This window comes from Alphaproteobacteria bacterium, from assembly GCA_030680745.1.
Classification (GTDB): Bacteria; Pseudomonadota; Alphaproteobacteria; order JAUXUR01; family JAUXUR01; genus JAUXUR01.
Genome location: JAUXUR010000024.1, coordinates 1 through 16,193, shown reverse-complemented (window position 1 = coordinate 16,193; position 16,193 = coordinate 1). Strand labels below are relative to the sequence as shown.

General features: G+C 35.0%; 13 protein-coding genes and 2 pseudogenes. 10 read left to right on the top strand and 5 right to left on the bottom strand.

What is annotated here, in order from left to right:
* Positions 1-141 precede the first annotated feature (141 nt).
* Together Q8L85_02070 and Q8L85_02065 are read right to left on the bottom strand one after the other, a co-directional pair.
* Positions 142-429 (bottom strand): ETC complex I subunit, encoded by a 288-nt coding sequence (locus Q8L85_02070; protein ID MDP1723471.1) that lies wholly within the window; start codon positions 427-429, stop codon positions 142-144.
* 490 nt (positions 430-919) lie between these two features.
* Positions 920-1,768, bottom strand: a complete 849-nt coding sequence (locus Q8L85_02065) for a hypothetical protein (GenBank protein MDP1723470.1) — start codon at positions 1,766-1,768, stop codon at positions 920-922.
* A gap of 390 nt (positions 1,769-2,158) precedes the next feature.
* Between Q8L85_02065 and Q8L85_02060 the strand changes: the two genes are divergently transcribed.
* The 3 genes from Q8L85_02060 to Q8L85_02050 are packed head-to-tail and all read left to right on the top strand — an operon-like array spanning position 2,159 to position 5,860.
* Positions 2,159-3,847: a hypothetical protein gene (locus Q8L85_02060; protein MDP1723469.1), complete on the top strand. Its 1,689-nt coding sequence runs from the start codon at positions 2,159-2,161 to the stop codon at positions 3,845-3,847.
* A gap of 9 nt (positions 3,848-3,856) precedes the next feature.
* Positions 3,857-4,609 (top strand): FlgD immunoglobulin-like domain containing protein, encoded by a 753-nt coding sequence (locus Q8L85_02055; GenBank protein MDP1723468.1) that lies wholly within the window; start codon positions 3,857-3,859, stop codon positions 4,607-4,609.
* A gap of 9 nt (positions 4,610-4,618) precedes the next feature.
* Entirely contained in the window at positions 4,619-5,860 is a 1,242-nt protein-coding gene (locus Q8L85_02050; protein ID MDP1723467.1) for a flagellar hook-basal body complex protein, read from the top strand.
* A 74-nt stretch (positions 5,861-5,934) separates the two neighbouring features.
* Here the strand turns inward: Q8L85_02050 and Q8L85_02045 are convergent, their stop codons facing one another.
* On the bottom strand, positions 5,935-6,183 hold the full coding sequence (locus Q8L85_02045) for a hypothetical protein (GenBank protein ID MDP1723466.1): 249 nt from the start codon (positions 6,181-6,183) through the stop codon (positions 5,935-5,937).
* A 329-nt stretch (positions 6,184-6,512) separates the two neighbouring features.
* On the opposite strand from Q8L85_02045, the gene pdhA reads away from it, so the two are divergent.
* From pdhA to Q8L85_02015, 6 genes and pseudogenes are all read left to right on the top strand, one after another.
* Positions 6,513-7,478 (top strand): pyruvate dehydrogenase (acetyl-transferring) E1 component subunit alpha, encoded by a 966-nt coding sequence (pdhA, locus tag Q8L85_02040; GenBank protein ID MDP1723465.1) that lies wholly within the window; start codon positions 6,513-6,515, stop codon positions 7,476-7,478.
* 10 nt (positions 7,479-7,488) lie between these two features.
* A pseudogene (locus tag Q8L85_02035) lies at positions 7,489-8,475 on the top strand (pyruvate dehydrogenase complex E1 component subunit beta).
* Between the two features lie 101 nt (positions 8,476-8,576).
* Complete coding sequence (locus tag Q8L85_02030; protein MDP1723464.1) at positions 8,577-9,776, top strand: pyruvate dehydrogenase complex dihydrolipoamide acetyltransferase; 1,200 nt, start codon at positions 8,577-8,579, stop codon at positions 9,774-9,776.
* Between the two features lie 16 nt (positions 9,777-9,792).
* Positions 9,793-11,196, top strand: coding sequence for a dihydrolipoyl dehydrogenase (lpdA, locus tag Q8L85_02025; protein ID MDP1723463.1), 1,404 nt, complete (start codon positions 9,793-9,795; stop codon positions 11,194-11,196).
* A gap of 159 nt (positions 11,197-11,355) precedes the next feature.
* The gene (gene lipA, locus Q8L85_02020) at positions 11,356-12,255 is read left to right on the top strand and encodes a lipoyl synthase (protein ID MDP1723462.1); all 900 of its coding nucleotides are present in this window, start codon (positions 11,356-11,358) and stop codon (positions 12,253-12,255) included.
* A gap of 23 nt (positions 12,256-12,278) precedes the next feature.
* Positions 12,279-12,704: a type II toxin-antitoxin system RatA family toxin gene (locus Q8L85_02015; GenBank protein MDP1723461.1), complete on the top strand. Its 426-nt coding sequence runs from the start codon at positions 12,279-12,281 to the stop codon at positions 12,702-12,704.
* Between the two features lie 114 nt (positions 12,705-12,818).
* Here Q8L85_02015 and Q8L85_02010 read toward each other — a convergent pair whose 3' ends face one another.
* Positions 12,819-14,219: a hypothetical protein gene (locus Q8L85_02010; GenBank protein ID MDP1723460.1), complete on the bottom strand. Its 1,401-nt coding sequence runs from the start codon at positions 14,217-14,219 to the stop codon at positions 12,819-12,821.
* Between the two features lie 745 nt (positions 14,220-14,964).
* Here Q8L85_02010 and Q8L85_02005 point away from each other — a divergent pair.
* Positions 14,965-16,035 carry an IS4 family transposase gene (locus Q8L85_02005; protein MDP1723459.1) on the top strand — a complete coding sequence of 357 codons (1,071 nt, stop codon included), beginning with the start codon at positions 14,965-14,967 and terminating at the stop codon, positions 16,033-16,035.
* Positions 16,036-16,056: 21 nt separating this feature from the next.
* On the opposite strand, the pseudogene Q8L85_02000 reads toward Q8L85_02005, so the two are convergent.
* Positions 16,057-16,149: pseudogene (locus Q8L85_02000) on the bottom strand (IS200/IS605 family transposase).
* Positions 16,150-16,193 lie beyond the last annotated feature (44 nt).

Below are 16,193 nucleotides of genomic sequence, written 5' to 3'. Positions count from 1 at the left end.
ATTAGCGAGATTTGAAAGAAGTCTAATATTCTTCAATCTACGGGACAAAAAATAACCTTTGCTAAAACCCGCCAAACATTCAGTCGTTTCCCTGAACAAACGAGAAGTGAAGCTTCGAGTCTAAAAATCAGCATTTTCAAATTATTTGGGTATAGTAAAATTTTCGGCATAAGATTTTTCTTTAAATGAAGATAGGTGTGGTTCACGAATTTCAAAAAGCAATCCATTTTGTATGGCATAATTAATAGCGTTTTCTTTAGAAGAAAATTTAAGTTTAAGTTGATTCATAGTTGATCCTGAACCAATCCAACCCATAAGTGAATCAGCCTTTTGTGGAGAGGGTGTATAGGTTAAAACCCAATTTTTGGTATTTTGACGACCTGATTGTGTTGATGTTTTAGAAGGTTTGTAAATGATCGCTTTTACCATTTGGAATTGTCCTTTTTGGTTAATGCTTAATGGCTTATAAACTTTTTCTGGTTACGTAATGATACAGGAAAAATAAAATTTTTTAAATTAAGATCTTACATGAGTAATTGATATTTTGACGATGCATTAACAATTTTATATACAGACAGAAATATCACACGATGTGGATTTTTCAAATGTATATACCCAAATGATTTGGAAATGCCGATTTTTAGGCTTGAAATTTGAGGTAATTTTTGATGCCGAAAATTTAGACAGCTAATTGTTTTATCTTAGAAATTTTTGGTTCAAAAAGTGACCAAAGGGTATCGGCTAAAAACGGTAGTTTCAGATTATTTGGGTATAGATGGCAATCTGTGAAAATTAATTTTGTGTATACATTTTCATTTAGGTTAATAGGGCGTCAAATCGTTACTCGTGCCTTCTGAAAGCGAAAACAAAAAAAAAGAGGCGTCAATGACGCCCCCTTTTGTGCTCATTGTAAAAACAATTAACCGAGTAGTTTTAGAACACCTTGATTTAATTGACCGGAAAAGCCAAGGTTTGATAACCCGATATATTGGTTCATTTTAAGTGCATTTAATTTAGCACCTTCTTCATTGATATCAGCTTCTACAAGTTGTGATGCGCCATCTTTAAGAGCTTTAACATGTTTTGTTGTGAATTCATCACGAATTTTCAACATATTGATGGATGTAGCAAATGTCTGGATTGATGAACGAATGGTTGATATAGCTGCGGTAAGTAGGGATTGTGATGCATCAATATCAGTACTTGCTTGCCAAGAAGAACCTGCAGAATCTAGTCCAATACTTGCAGCACTTGCACCAATTGCAGCAATTGTAAAAGTTGAAGGAGTAGCCGTGTCGATACCAAAATAGAGTGTTAAATCATATGTTGCCCCACCAGTTCCTGCGCCTGACGTAGCAATGAAGTTTCGACCATTGTACGTTGCGTCATTGGCTAGGTTGGTTACTTGATTCATCAAGCTATTAAAAGTATTTGAAAGACTTTCAAGCGTTGTTACGTCAGAAGTGCCACGTGCGGAATTGATTATACCTTGCATAGAGTCAAGTGTGGTTTTAATGGATGTAAGGCCGTTATTGGTTGATTCTAAGGACTTAACAGTTTGCCCCAACGTGTCTTTGACTTTCATAAAGTCGAAAGCATCATTTTCAAGTGAATTTGCAGTAAAGAATTTAATTGGATCATCAGCTGCTGAGTTGATCTTTTTACCTGTTGTCAGGCGTTCTTGTCCAGTTTCAATCGCTTGTCTTGCTTCTGCCATAGCGAAAAGAATACCGCGTTGCGAAGCGCCTAAATTTACATCAAAACTCATGTTTTTTCTCCCTTTCTAGGATACTTTAGTTGTTATCAAAACCATTTCGATTTTGTTTTATATAAGAGTTTTATTTACATACAATTTTTATGCCAAAAAAAAATTGTTTATTATTCAATAAATTAAAAAAAATTATTCTTAGTACATAGCGATAAAAATTATTTTTGTTTTTCATGAGGTAGAATTTGCCGGCAAAAATTGCCTTATTTTTTGTTTGGTACTTTTTGCATATCCATTTTTGTCATGATGACCGTTTTTTGCTAATTTCAATTTTTCAATTTTTATTTTTTTTTGTTTAAAATCAAATGGTTAAATTTGGCATATGCTTTGCAATACCTATATATAGAGCACAGATGAATTGTGTTTGTAATTTAATAATAAGGCTTAAGAATGTCTGTAGCAATTGCAGAATTAACTGTTTCGATGAATCAGGATGCGTTTCATCCCAAAATAGAATCACAACAAAATAGTTTATTTGAAGATGCAATGCGCGAGATTTATGTACAAGATGGAATTTCTTCCCAAAAGGAAATTTTGACAGCGCAAAAATCAAATCTGAACGTGTCTGATCCATTGGTTGATAATGTTATTGATCCAACAATATTGGTTGGAAATTCAAAAGGTTTAAAGGTTGCAGCAACTCATATAGTGATTGAACAGCGATATGTAAGCACACAAGACCTTCCTAAGAAACTTTTAGAAGCGCAAAAAACGAAGCAGAATGTACCTGATCTATTGGTTGATAATGTTGTTGATCTAACAGAAGATCCAAAAATATTGGTTGAAAATTCAAAAGGTTCAAAGGTTGCAGCAACTCATATGGCGATTGAACAACAATATGTAAACACACAAGACTTTCCTGATTATCTAGAAAATGAGCTAAATTTCTTCGTAATTGATCAACAAAACAAAAAAAGTAGTGAATATATTAAAGACGCAACAAGAACTTTGGTGATTGAGCAAGAAGGTGCTTCTAATGAACTGGAAAGTGCTGTAATTTCTATTGCCCCTGAAAAGAAAGACATTAATATCAAAGATGCTTTTTTTGATGTTGGGAATTCAATAAATACTTTTGTAATCGATAATAACCATATTAAAGACTCAAATGTAGAATCAATTCCTTTTGTGGAAGGGCAACAGCCTAACCAAACAGAAGAATATCCTGATACTGCAATCATTAAAAATACGTCTTTTTTCGTTGAAATTCCTAAAGATTTTAGAGATTTGCACAATGGTAATGATGATAAAATGTTAGCGTTTTATCCGAATGCAAATTATATGCTTCATGAAAAAAATAATGTTGATCTTGAGGCTGATGATGTCACGATAAGTGATTTTAAAAAATTAGATCAATCTTTATTCCAATTGAATGATGCTGAATTCTTACTTCAAAATATAAAATTTCAAGATAATAAATTACCAATAAATGTTGAAAATGAAAAATTGTTGGAAGAAACTCCTCAAGCTGAAACTTTGAAACTGGTGAATCATCAAAATACAAATCAGCAATCAGTACAAAACAGAGAATCATCTGCAAAAATTGATGTGTTTCCAACGCCTACGATTTTAAGTGCTCCTGATAATTCAAAAGAATTTATACTAACAAGTCAAAGTAGTACGTTAAACCAAGCAAATGAACAAAATCAATCTATCATCGGCTTAAAAATTGGCAATATAACAAATCAAGATGGTGTTCAATCTCTTAAAATTTCTATTTTGCCTCAAGAATTAGGTACGATAAAACTTGATTTAAAAACGAATGCTGAAACAAAATTAACGGAAGCACATTTTACTTTCTCGAACCAAGATGGTTTTGATTTGTTTCAGGGGAATAGGCAAGATCTTTTGGTTCTTTTAGGGAAATCAGGCTTAGATATTCAACCTGATAAAGTTTCATTTGATCTTTTGAATTTTGCCGATTCTTCTTCTCAATTTGCGCATGAACACCCAAAAAATGATCAAGATTTGAATCAAAAAACACATTTTTTTAGAGGGGAAAATAACGAACCTTCGCTTGAGGAAATGAAACAAATTCAAAACAATGTCACAGCAACCTCATTGCTTAATTTAATGGTTTAGGAGTCAAAAATGCCAGGTCCAAATAATTTAACGAATGTTGCACCAAAATTATCAAAGGCTGAGTCTGTTGAATTACACAAAAAAAACATGATGGAACGAAGAGAACAATTGAAAAAGCAGGAAAAAGATACTTTTCAAATGATGATCAAGTCTATGGAATTTAGTAATCCTCTTGATGGTAAAGCTGTGAAACCTCAAGAAATAATGAAGTTAGCTCTTTCAACACAGGAAGCAGAAACTTTGATGCGCCGTCAAGAAATGGAATTTTCGTTATTTGAAATGTCGATGCAAAATAATGCAACGAACACTATTTCCTTAGTTGGAAAGTCAGTACGTGTAGAAGGTGATAAAGTGGCATTTGAAGACAAACCTGTTCACTTTGCGTATGAGGTTCCCAAAGGGGATCTTAAAGAGTGCACTATTATGATTTTGAATAATAACAACGATCCAGTTGCAACGCTTAAAGGTGAGTTAAAAGAAGGCATGCATCGTTTTGAGTGGGATGGATTGAATAAGGATAAGCAAAAAGTAGCTAAAGGTGAATATTCACTTTTAATTAATGGATCGAATAAACCGTCGGAACTGCGCGCTCTTAAAACATTTGTTTATGCACCGATTCAAGAAATTGAACCGCGCGATGGAGAGACTTTTATGTATGTCAAAATGATTGGTAAAGGTATTCAAAAATTACCATTTGAAGGTGATGGATCAATGTCATTTATTTCAGATACATCGAATAATACAATAGAAATAGCGGCCTAGGAGAAAAAAATGTCAACAGCATCAGTGAGTTTAAGTAATACGTTTTTAAAACTTCAAGAAATGCGAGATGGTGAATCTGCAAATTTGGGATTGAAGGGTGCCTATGGAACCGATGGAACTGAGATTAAATTTTCGACAATTGTAACAGGGTCAGCAAGTGGAGGTTCTGTTGTTTCAGGGATTAAAGCCACGCGTTCCAATACGACAAGCACTCAAGGTGCAATTGTAAGTACGGATGATATGCCCAATTCGAATTTTGCGGTATCTGGTGGTGATGGATTAGCAATTGTTCAGCGAAAAGATGGTGAAGGTACAGCCTATACAAATTTGACTGACTTTGTACAAAAAGCTGATGGTACTTATGAAAATAGTGCAGGTAATAAATTATTGGGGATTAAGTATAATGACGATGGGACATTACCATCTGTTATTTCGACTAATTTAGAAATTGTAAAAATAACTAATAATAGTTCAAGACCAATTCCCAGCACAAAAGTGGATGTTTCAATGCGTATTCCACCTAATCTTGATCCTGGTGTAGCAAACCCTAAATTTGAAGCGCAGGTTTACGGGTCTTTAGGTATTGCGCATACGATTACGTGTACTTTAACTAAAACGGGCGCTGGTGCTTGGAATTTAATACCAGTTGTTACAGGTGGTACGGTAACGAGTGCTTCTCCAATTGCTGTAACATTTAATAATAATGGAACGCTTGCGACTGTTGGTGGTGCTGCGAGTGGTGATGCTGCCCTTACTTTAGATTTTTCGGCTGTGGGTGAAACGAATAATCAGGTTGTTACTTTAAAGTTAGGAACACCAGGGGTGGATGCTGGTCTTATGCAAGTGGGTGAGACTGCTCTTGTTTTCAGCATTACGCCTGATGGTGCACCTGCAAGTGATGCTTTAACAAATTCCTTTGATCAGCAGGGCGTTATTTCTACACTTTTTAAAAATGGTACGCAACCACGAAAACAATATCAAATTGTTTTAGCAAAGTTTCCTGATTCGAATGAATTGGATAACATTGCAGGTACGGCTAAAATTCAAACAACTAAATCTGGTTTTCCAAGTTTTCAAATTCCTGGTCAAGGGAGTGTGGGTATTTTAGAGCCAAAACACCTAAAACAATCGAATGTTGATAGCACAGCAACATTGGTTAAATTAATGACAACGGCAACAGATGCAAGCTTGGTTTTGTCAGCCATGAGTACATCTTTTGATGCAGATAAAGAATTTACAAAACGTATGTAAGATAAGTGATATAAAATAAAAAAGGCCGCCATAATTAAAGGCGACCTTTTCTTCAGTTTAAAAATAACGAAATATTATTTTTTAGCTGTTTTTTTAGCTGATTTAGTTTTAACTTCTTCAGCTTTAACATCAGTTTTAGTGGCTTCTTCAGCAACTTTAACTTCTTCAGTAGCTTTAACTTCTTCAGCTGCAACTGGTGCAACTTCTTCAGTTGTTGTTACTGCAACTGGTGCTACTTCTTCTACTTTTGCGTCTGTAGCTGATACATCAGCTGTGAAAGCAACGATTGCTGCGAAAGCAGCTAAACGGATAAATTGTACCATGGTCTTCTCCATAAAGTTTAGGGTATTTATTTAGTCTCGACAATAAATGTCAGAAGACCGTACCAAATTCCAGAAATATTGTAAACAAATTTTAAGATGATTGTAAGCTGTTGCAAAAATGTTCTAATTTTTGTTTTTTGTTGTATTCTTCTGGCTTGTAATAAGGTAAACTGAGGTGTTAGATATAGATACACACCAAAATAAATAAGTGTGTGTCACGAAGAATTGAGTAATCTTAAGGGTCATCAACATTGCGTAATGTAAAATCAATGGCAAAATTTACACCCCCCATTCAAGATACGCCTTCCACGCTTAAAGATAAGGCGCATATGCTTAATCTTTATAAGGACATGCTTCTTATACGCAGGTTTGAGGAAAGGTCCGCTCAGCTTTATGGTATGGGTCTTATCGGTGGTTTTTGCCACCTATATATAGGCCAAGAAGCCATTGTTGTGGGCTTACAATCAGTCATGCAAGAAGGTGATTCGGTTATCACAAGTTATAGGGATCATGGTCATATGCTTGCATGTGGTATGGATCCTAAACGCGTCATGGCTGAATTAACCGGTAGACGTGATGGTTATTCAAAAGGCAAGGGCGGTTCAATGCATATGTTTAGCATTGAAAAACGTTTTTATGGCGGTCACGGTATAGTGGGTGCGCAAGTGCCTATTGGGACTGGTCTCGCTTTTTCCTATAAATATAATAATGAAAAAAATGTTTGCGTTACTTATATGGGTGATGGCGCTGTCAATCAGGGGCAAGTTTACGAAGCCTTTAATATGGCGGCCTTATGGAAATTACCTGTTCTTTATATTATCGAAAATAATCAATATGGTATGGGAACATCGGTTAAACGTGCGGCGGCAGGTGCGACTTTGTGTGAACGTGGTCAGCCTTATGGTATTCCAGGTGTTCGTGTTGATGGTATGAATATAATGGAAGTGCAAGAAAAAGGCAAAAAAGCGCTTGATTATATTCGCGCTGGAAAAGGGCCTTATATATTAGAGATGATGACGTATCGTTATCGAGGGCATTCTATGTCGGATCCAGCAAAATATCGCAGTAAGGAAGAAGTGTCTGTTTGGAAAGATGAGCGCGATCCAATTGAACATTTAAAGAATTATATACTTACTGAACAAATAGCAAACCAAGACGATTTTACCCTTATTGAAAAAGATCTTAAGGTATTGATGCAAGAAGTCGTTGATTTTGCACAAAATAGCCCAGAACCAGATGTTGATGAACTTTATACGGATATATTGACCCATGATCACGCATCACATAATGAATGAGCCTAAAAAAATAACCTTGCGCGAAGCCTTGCGAGATGCAATGGCTGAAGAAATGCGCCGAGATTCTAAAATTTTTTTAATGGGCGAAGAAGTTGGCTATTATCAAGGGGCTTATAAAGTAAGCCAAGGCTTGATTGATGAATTTGGTCCCAATCGTATTGTGGATACGCCTATTACAGAGCATGGATTTACAGGACTTGCAGTAGGGGCGGCTTTTGGTGGATTAAAACCTATTGTTGAATTCATGACTTTTAATTTTTCGATGCAAGCCATTGATCATATTATCAATTCTGCCTCTAAAACATTATATATGTCAGGTGGTCAGATTCAATGTCCGATTGTTTTCCGTGGACCTAATGGGGCGGCGTCACGCGTGGGCGCACAACATTCACAATGCTATGCCTCTTGGTATGCCCATTGTCCTGGCTTAAAGGTTGTAGCGCCTTACAGCGCAGAAGATGCCAAAGGATTATTGAAAGCAGCGATTCGTGATCCAAACCCCGTTATTTTCCTAGAAAATGAATTGCTTTACGGCAAAACTTTTGATATTTCAGATGATCCCGATTTAATTGTGCCCATTGGTAAAGCTAAAGTCGTACGTGAAGGCAAAGATGTCACAATCACAGCTTTTTCACTTATGGTTGAACATGCTTTACATGCCGCAGAAATTCTAGCTAAAGACAATATTTCGGTGGAAGTTGTTGATCTGCGAACCATTCGTCCGCTTGATGTGGATACAATCGTGCAATCGGTCAAAAAAACAAGTCGTTTGGTAAGTCTTGAAGAAGGGTGGCCTTTTGCAGGTATTGGATCAGAAATGTCAGCGCTTATGATGGAGCATGCTTTCGATTATTTGGATGCGCCTGTTGTGCGTGTCACAGGAAAAGATGTGCCATTACCGTATGCTGCGAATTTAGAAAAGCTTGCATTACCGCAAATAGACGATATCATAAACGCTGTAAAATCAGTTTGCTATAGTAAAATGACTTTGGATTGATACAGCGTTGCTGCCGCTCTCATGTAGGAAGAACTACACTTCGAGCGTTGCGTCTCGTCTGAATCTCAAAGCATTTCACTATAATTTCGTTGGAGTTTTTTATGCCTATTACCATACTGATGCCAGCTTTATCACCAACAATGACCGAAGGTAACCTTGCCAAATGGCATAAAAAAGAGGGTGATAAGGTTAAAGCAGGTGATCTTATTGCTGAAATCGAAACAGATAAAGCTATTATGGAAGTTGAGGCTGTTGACGAGGGTATTTTAGGACGGATATTGGTGCCTGAAAAAACTGAAAACGTCAAAGTAAATCAAGTGATTGCGCTGATTTTAGAAGAGGGCGAAGCAGCAAGTAGTCTAGATGATTTTAAAGTTGCTCAAGAAGCCACACCAAAAGCACCCAATACAGCTGATATTGTTGTATTGAATCAAGTGTCTACTCAAAAAACATCAGTCATCAATACTCAAGAAAATCGTATTTTTGCAAGTCCTTTAGCGAAACGCATTGCGTCTCAAAAAAATATTGCGCTTGATGCTATTCAAGGCTCTGGTCCTCATGGACGCATTATTCGTCAAGATGTTGAAAATTATAAGCCCTTACAAAAAACAACAAATGCTTCCGCAGAACTTATTCCGCATACATTAATGCGTAAAACAATCGCCAAAAGATTGGTGGAAGCAAAATCAACAATTCCTCATTTTTATTTGACACTTGATTGCGATATTACAGATTTGGTGGCACTTCGCGCTCAGTTTAATGCATTGAAAGAAGATCAAAAAATCTCGATTAATGATTTTTTAATCCGTGCGTCAGCGCTTGCTTTACAGAAGGTACCAGAGGTTAATGCGTCGTGGTCTGATGAGGGTATAATTCGCCATCCAACATCTGATGTATCGGTTGCAGTTTCTGTGCCTAATGGGTTGATAACGCCCATTATTTTTAATGCACACGATCGCAATGTATCTGATATTTCAGTGCAGATGAAAGATTATGTAGTACGCGCAAAACTGAGTAAATTAAAGCCTGAAGAATATCAAGGGGGGACCTTTAGCCTTTCCAATTTGGGTATGTTTGGCATCAAAGATTTTGCAGCGATTATCAATCCGCCACAATCGGCTATTTTAGCTGTGGGCGCTGGGATTGAAATGCCTGTTGCTAAAAATGGTGCCATTGTGATTCGTTCGATGATGTCATGTACTTTATCGGTTGATCATCGTGTTATTGATGGATCGATGGGTGCTCAATTTTTAGCCACATTCAAGAATCTTGTTGAAAATCCACTTTCGTTGCTTTCCTGAGGATCCCATGACAAAAATGAATATGGAACAATTTGATCTAATTGTCATTGGGGGCGGTCCTGGTGGCTATGTGGCGGCGATTAGAGCGTCCCAATTAGGTCTTAAAACAGCGTTGATTGAGCGCGCACATCTTGGTGGAATCTGCTTAAATTGGGGTTGTATCCCAACTAAAACATTGCTTCGAAGCGCTGAAATTTATCATTTGATGCATCGTGCCGATGAATTTGGCCTCCATGCTTCAAATATAGGCATAAATTTAGAAAAAATTATTGATCGCTCGCGTCACGTTGCCAAGCAATTAAGCACAGGCATTCAACATCTATTGAAGAAAAATAAAGTCACGATTTTTGAAGCACATGGTAAATTGGCAGGCGCTGGATTAATTGATTTAGAAGATAGCAAAACAAAAGAAAAATTTCAGTTAAAAGCCAAAAACATTATATTAGCGACAGGCGCGCGTGCGCGTATTTTGCCAGGGTTTGAACCAGATGAAGACAAAGTCTGGACCTATAAAGAAGCCATGACCCCCAAAAGATTACCCAAATCAATGATTATTATTGGCAGTGGGGCGATTGGTATCGAATTTGCAAGCTTTTACAATGATTTAGGCGTGAAAGTTCAAGTGATTGAAGCACTTGAGCGGGTTGTGCCATCAGAAGATCATGAAATATCTGATATTGCAGGAAAATTGTTCCAAAAAAACGGTATTAAGATTCATCTGTCCTCGAAAGTCACAAAGATTGTCAAATCTGCTAAAGATGTTGAAATTTTTATTGAACATTTGGGCAAAGAAACATCGATTAAAGCAGACGTTGTTGTGTTGGCAATTGGTATTGTGGCTAATACAGAAAATTTAGGTCTTGAAAAAACAAAAATTAAAGTCGAAAAAAACAACATCGTTACGAATCAATTTTTGCAAACAGATGAACCTAGTATTTATGCGATTGGTGATTTGGTAGGCACACCTTGGCTTGCCCATAAAGCCTCGCATGAAGGTATTTTAGCAGTTGAGCATATGATGAAATTACCCAATCTGCATACGATTGATCCCATGAATATTCCAAAATGTACTTATGCGCGGCCACAGATTGCGTCCATTGGTTTAAATGAAAAACAAGCGCTTGAAAAACATAAAAAAATTAAAGTTGGGCGTTTTCCGTTTATGGCGAATGGTAAAGCGATTGCGATGGGTGAAACCGATGGAATGGTCAAAACTATTTTTGATGAACAAACAGGGGCGTTACTTGGGGCGCATATGATTGGTGCAGAAGTCACTGAACTTATTCAAGGTTTTGCGATTGCGATTGGTCTTGAAACAACGGAAGAAGATTTGATGCGGACAATTTTCCCACATCCAACTCTTTCAGAAATGATGCATGAATCGGTACTCTCAGCCTATGGGCGTGCAATACATATTTAACTGCCAATCTTATGGGCAAATTCGTCGTCAGCTCTACACTTCTGGTACTCATGTACGAAAAAGTACACTCCGTTCCGGTTCTCGAGCTTTCTAGACTTTGCCTCATAATCTAGACAGTTGATTTGGAAAAAACATTGCAAGTATATCAAAGGAATTAAAATGACAATTTTAAAAAAACCAGATTGGATTCGTGCAAAAGCGCCTCAATCAGAAGGTTTTTTTGAAACACAGAAATTGATGCGTGGCTTAAAGTTAAACACGGTTTGCGAGGAAGCAGCGTGTCCTAATATCGGTGAATGTTGGTCAAAAAAACATGCAACAATCATGATCTTAGGAAGCATTTGTACGCGTGCTTGTGCTTTTTGTAACATTGATACAGGAAAACCTGATCTGCTTGACCCGCACGAGCCAGAACGCGTGGCAGAAGCTTTAAAAGGCCTTCAATTGCATCATGTTGTGATAACGTCTGTGGATCGTGATGATCTTGAAGATGGTGGGGCGAACCATTTTGCGCGTGTGATCCAAGAAATTCGTAAATCTTCGCCCAATACAACGATTGAAGTTTTAACGCCTGATTTTTTGCGCAAAGAAGGGGCGTGCGATATTGTTATTCACGCAAAACCTGATGTGTATAACCATAATTTAGAAACAGTGCCTAGGCTTTATCAAACGGTTAGACCAGGTGCGCGTTATTTTAATTCGTTAAGATTATTGAATCGCGTAAAAGAAGTTGATCCTGCAATGTTCACGAAATCTGGGATTATGGTGGGCCTTGGCGAGGGTAAAGAAGAAGTCTTACAAGTCATGGATGATCTACGATCCGCACAGGTTGATTTTTTAACGATAGGACAATACTTGCAACCAACGCCAAAACATCATATAGTTGATCGTTTTGTAACGCCTGAAGAGTTTGAATATTATAAAAAAATGGCTTATGGTAAAGGATTTTTGATGGTGTCATCTTCGCCTTTAACGCGGTCATCGCATCATGCAGGTGATGATTTTATAAAACTTAAGCAAGCAAGATTAGAAAAATTGAAACAATTATCGGTTGTGTAATGCCAGTCTACTCAGACAGAAGAATGTTACCATATAGACCAGATCAGATGTATGATCTTGTTTTAGACGTTGAAAATTATCCAGATTTTTTACCATGGTGTAAATCATGTCAAATTACATCTGAAGCAGCAGACGAGATTTTTGCTGATGTAACGATAGGTTTTAAGTTTTTTAGCGAGAGCTTTTCATCAAAAGTAACGTTTCAATCTCCCGAGCAAATAAATGTCACTTATTTAAGTGGGCCTTTTAAATATTTACGTAATACATGGAAATTTACACCCTCGATTCAAGATGGTGTTACATTTTGTATTGTTGACTTTAATATTGAGTTTGAATTTAAATCACGCATTTTGCAAGGTTTAATTCAAGGTGTGTTTAGTGAGGCTGTTCAAAAAATGGTTCGCGCTTTTGAAACACGTGCTGAAAAATTGTATAATTTTGCTATGTAGGCAGAAAAAAAATCAATCTAGCGGACATTTTTTTTATACATGTTTTTTTCCTTTTTATAGTTCTAACGAAAAACCACGGAGCTTTTCCCGTGGAGTTTCATATAAAATTAAATTTTAATTATTATTATAATTTTCATTTATGATATTGTCATCAATAATCATTTCGTCATCTTCCTGATCTTCAATTATAAAGGCTTCATGTATAAGGATTGCTTTGGCGCCTTCCCGGGTTAATGTTGCATGGTTCCCAATTTTACAAGGATTTTCTGTAAAATATTTTTCCCAATTTTTTTTGCCTATCATTAATTTTTCATTTATTAAATAAGCGCATATTTCCCCTGTTATAAAAGGTCTTAACATTTTGTTTTTCTTTATTTTCTTTTTAACATTTTGTAAATATTCTTCTTTTTCTTCTTTTGGCACATCCCGTTTAAATTGTTTGTTATAATCCCGTTGATCTTCTTGTGTTTCGGCGGCTTCAAAAACCCAATTGATCATAAGGTCGGGGGTAACAAGATCATAAAATGTTTGTAATACATTCCATTTGTTGCCATAAAAGACATCTTGTTGTTGATTAGGGCCAATTCGTTCATAAAAAGATGTAATGGCGGTGCTTAGGCCTAATATTGGTTTTAATGCATCACGATATTTACTTATTAAATGCACGTTTTGATTATTATTAAATCCTTTTTGTAAAATGGTTATTGTAAAATATTCATTTTTTTTGGCGGCTAAAAAACGTTTTAAATTATATTTGAAATCATTGGTGTAATATTGCCCCTGTGCTGCATAATTTACAGAATTATTTCCTTCAGATTGACCTGTTGCACAATGGAGAAGACCGCCTGCAAGCGTTGTAAATTGCAATGCTTTTATGTCTAGATCTTCTTCATTAAGAATGGATTGTAAGTTAAAAGTAAGTGATTTTTGTGTATCGGGAATTTGTTCGGGATACATCTGTAAAATTTCAACATCGTCTTGTGCAATTAATCCATAAAGTGTATTGATATATTTCAGTAAGCGAGGGATAAGAGATAAATGTATTTTTTCAGCGTTAGATATTTCTTGTTCATCATATGTTTCGTCATCATTACTTATAATTTCGTAACAAACATAACCTGGTTCATTTGTATTATGTAAGTTAAGTTGGGTTATAATTTGATTTAAAGTGTCGCACATTTCTTGATGACTGAATATTTTATCTACAATGATTTCGGGTAATGTGTTCGAAGCAAACTGTTTATGGTTAATACGTGAAGAAAATTCGTCCATGAATTCAAGTACATCTTTTTCTGTTTTTGTTTCTGTTAAGATTGGTTTATTTAATTGAATAGAATTTTTGAAATATTTTCGTAATTCTTTTTTGCCTAATGCAGTCCCATTTTCGCCTTTATGCATTAGATTTGGGTTATTATTTAGATTTAATTCAGATAATGTTTTTATTTTTCTTAAAGATGAAGGTGCAAAAGTGAGTAAATTATCATGAAGGCGGAGCTCTTTTAAATTTGATAACATTCCTATTGTATTTGGTATATGTTTAAGCTTATTACGCCCTAAGTAAAGAGAATTTAATTTTGTTAAATTTTTTATAGTGTCGGGTATTGTTTCAATTTGATTGTTGTAAAAACTCAGTTTCTTTAAGTTGATAAGGTTACCAATTTCATCTGGTATCTCTTTGATTTGATTGCAGGCAAGGTAAAGTGTATTTAAGTTGGTTAAATTAGTTATAGCTTCAGGAAAATTTGTAAGTTTGTTTTCTCCAAGATAAAGTTCTTCTAATTGATATAATCTTCTTATATTATCAATGGTTTCGTCTATTTGATTATTGTAAAGGTTGAGTATTCTTAACCTATTGGGATTTCCAATTTTAATGGGTAGAGTTTTAATTTGATTATCGTTAAGATAAAGTTCTTGTAAGTTTCTTAAAGCGGGTATTGCTTCAGGAAAGGTGGTAAATTTGTTTCCTCCAAGATAAAGCTTTGCTAAAGATTCTAACTTTTTTATAGTATTAGGTATTTCTTCAATTTGATTGTTATTAAGACTGAGTGTGTATAATTTTGTTAAATTACTAATTTCGTCAGGTATGGTGTTGATTTGATTGTCGCTAAGATTAAGATCGTTTAATTGAGGTAAAGAGAGTATTGCTTCAGGAAAGCATATGAATTTGCATAGTACACGACACTTTTTTAATTTGATCTAAGGTATTGATTTTTTATAAGAAAACATAGTACAGACAAGATACAAAAAAAGGAGCTGTACAATGATAAAAATGAATACCTTAGATCAAGCAATAAATAATCACTTCGACTGGCATCCGTCAAGAAAAAAATTCTTGAAAGAAACAATTGTATCGGCAATTAGAACAAGTCATGTTTATTATAAAAAATTAGTAGAGTATGTAAATGGAGATGCAAAAGAGGACTCAAAAAAAAGACAAATGCAAAGATTTATGCAAAAACAAGATATTGATTACACTCAGGCTGGAAAAATAATAATCGAATTACTAAATTTAAAAGATAATTTTATTTTAGCTATGGATCGAACAAATTGGAAATTTGGAAACAAAGAAATAAATTATCTCGTCATTTCTGCAGTATATGAATCAACATCTATTCCATTGGTTTGGAAAGAACTTGATAAAAAAGGAAATTCCAATACAGAAGAACGGATAGGGATTGTTTTAGATCTATTAAAAATAATTGATGTTAATAAAATAAAGATTCTTATAGGTGATAGAGAGTTTGAAGGAGAAGAGTGGTTTAAATTTTTACAAGAAAATAATATTAAATATCTTGTAAGATTAAAATCATCACATTTATTAAGACATTTCAATGGTGGAAAAATGCAAGCAGGAAAAATATTTGAATATTTATCTAAAAATGAGATTGAATCTCGAAAGGATAAAATATTAGGTGTTTCTAGTTTAATTGCTGTAAAAAAATTAAAGTCAGGATTGCTTATTGTGTGTACAAATAATTTAAATTTAAAAGAGAAAGAAATATTAAAATCTTATAAAGAAAGATGGAAGATTGAGACTCTTTTTAAGAATACAAAAACAAAAGGTTTTAATATAGAAGAAACGCATTTAAAGGAAACAAAAAAACTTGAAAAACTTTTTCTTATAATAACAATAGCGTGTGTTGTTTCTATATTAACAGGAAAGATTAGAAATAGCCTTGAAAAAATAAAAATAAAAAATCATGGCAGAAAATTATATTCTTTATTTACTTATGGTATTGATTTTATAAAAAATAATATTTCATTTGAAAAAATAAATCGATGTAATTATGTTAATTTTTTGCTAGCATTTGTTATAGATTTAATTGGTTAAAAGTGTCGTGTACTATGCTTTTCCATACAAAATTCTCCTGCGGCATTTTGGTACAAAAACTAAATGATACTTACAGTCCCATTTAGAATGACTAAGGCTTTCGTATGATGATATATTACTCATGTGTAAGATCCTTTCTGACCGTCAAGCCGAAATGG

Bases quoted from the DNA above. Each gene is read 5' to 3' on its own strand.
- Q8L85_02070 (MDP1723471.1), bottom strand. From the start codon at position 429: ATGGTAAAAGCGATCATTTACAAACCTTCTAAAACATCAACACAATCA.
- Q8L85_02065 (MDP1723470.1), bottom strand. From the start codon at position 1,768: ATGAGTTTTGATGTAAATTTAGGCGCTTCGCAACGCGGTATTCTTTTC.
- Q8L85_02060 (MDP1723469.1), top strand. From the start codon at position 2,159: ATGTCTGTAGCAATTGCAGAATTAACTGTTTCGATGAATCAGGATGCG.
- Q8L85_02055 (MDP1723468.1), top strand. From the start codon at position 3,857: ATGCCAGGTCCAAATAATTTAACGAATGTTGCACCAAAATTATCAAAG.
- Q8L85_02050 (MDP1723467.1), top strand. From the start codon at position 4,619: ATGTCAACAGCATCAGTGAGTTTAAGTAATACGTTTTTAAAACTTCAA.
- Q8L85_02045 (MDP1723466.1), bottom strand. From the start codon at position 6,183: ATGGTACAATTTATCCGTTTAGCTGCTTTCGCAGCAATCGTTGCTTTC.
- pdhA (MDP1723465.1), top strand. From the start codon at position 6,513: ATGCTTAATCTTTATAAGGACATGCTTCTTATACGCAGGTTTGAGGAA.
- Q8L85_02030 (MDP1723464.1), top strand. From the start codon at position 8,577: ATGCCTATTACCATACTGATGCCAGCTTTATCACCAACAATGACCGAA.
- lpdA (MDP1723463.1), top strand. From the start codon at position 9,793: ATGAATATGGAACAATTTGATCTAATTGTCATTGGGGGCGGTCCTGGT.
- lipA (MDP1723462.1), top strand. From the start codon at position 11,356: ATGACAATTTTAAAAAAACCAGATTGGATTCGTGCAAAAGCGCCTCAA.
- Q8L85_02015 (MDP1723461.1), top strand. From the start codon at position 12,279: ATGTTACCATATAGACCAGATCAGATGTATGATCTTGTTTTAGACGTT.
- Q8L85_02010 (MDP1723460.1), bottom strand. From the start codon at position 14,219: ATGTTATCAAATTTAAAAGAGCTCCGCCTTCATGATAATTTACTCACT.
- Q8L85_02005 (MDP1723459.1), top strand. From the start codon at position 14,965: ATGATAAAAATGAATACCTTAGATCAAGCAATAAATAATCACTTCGAC.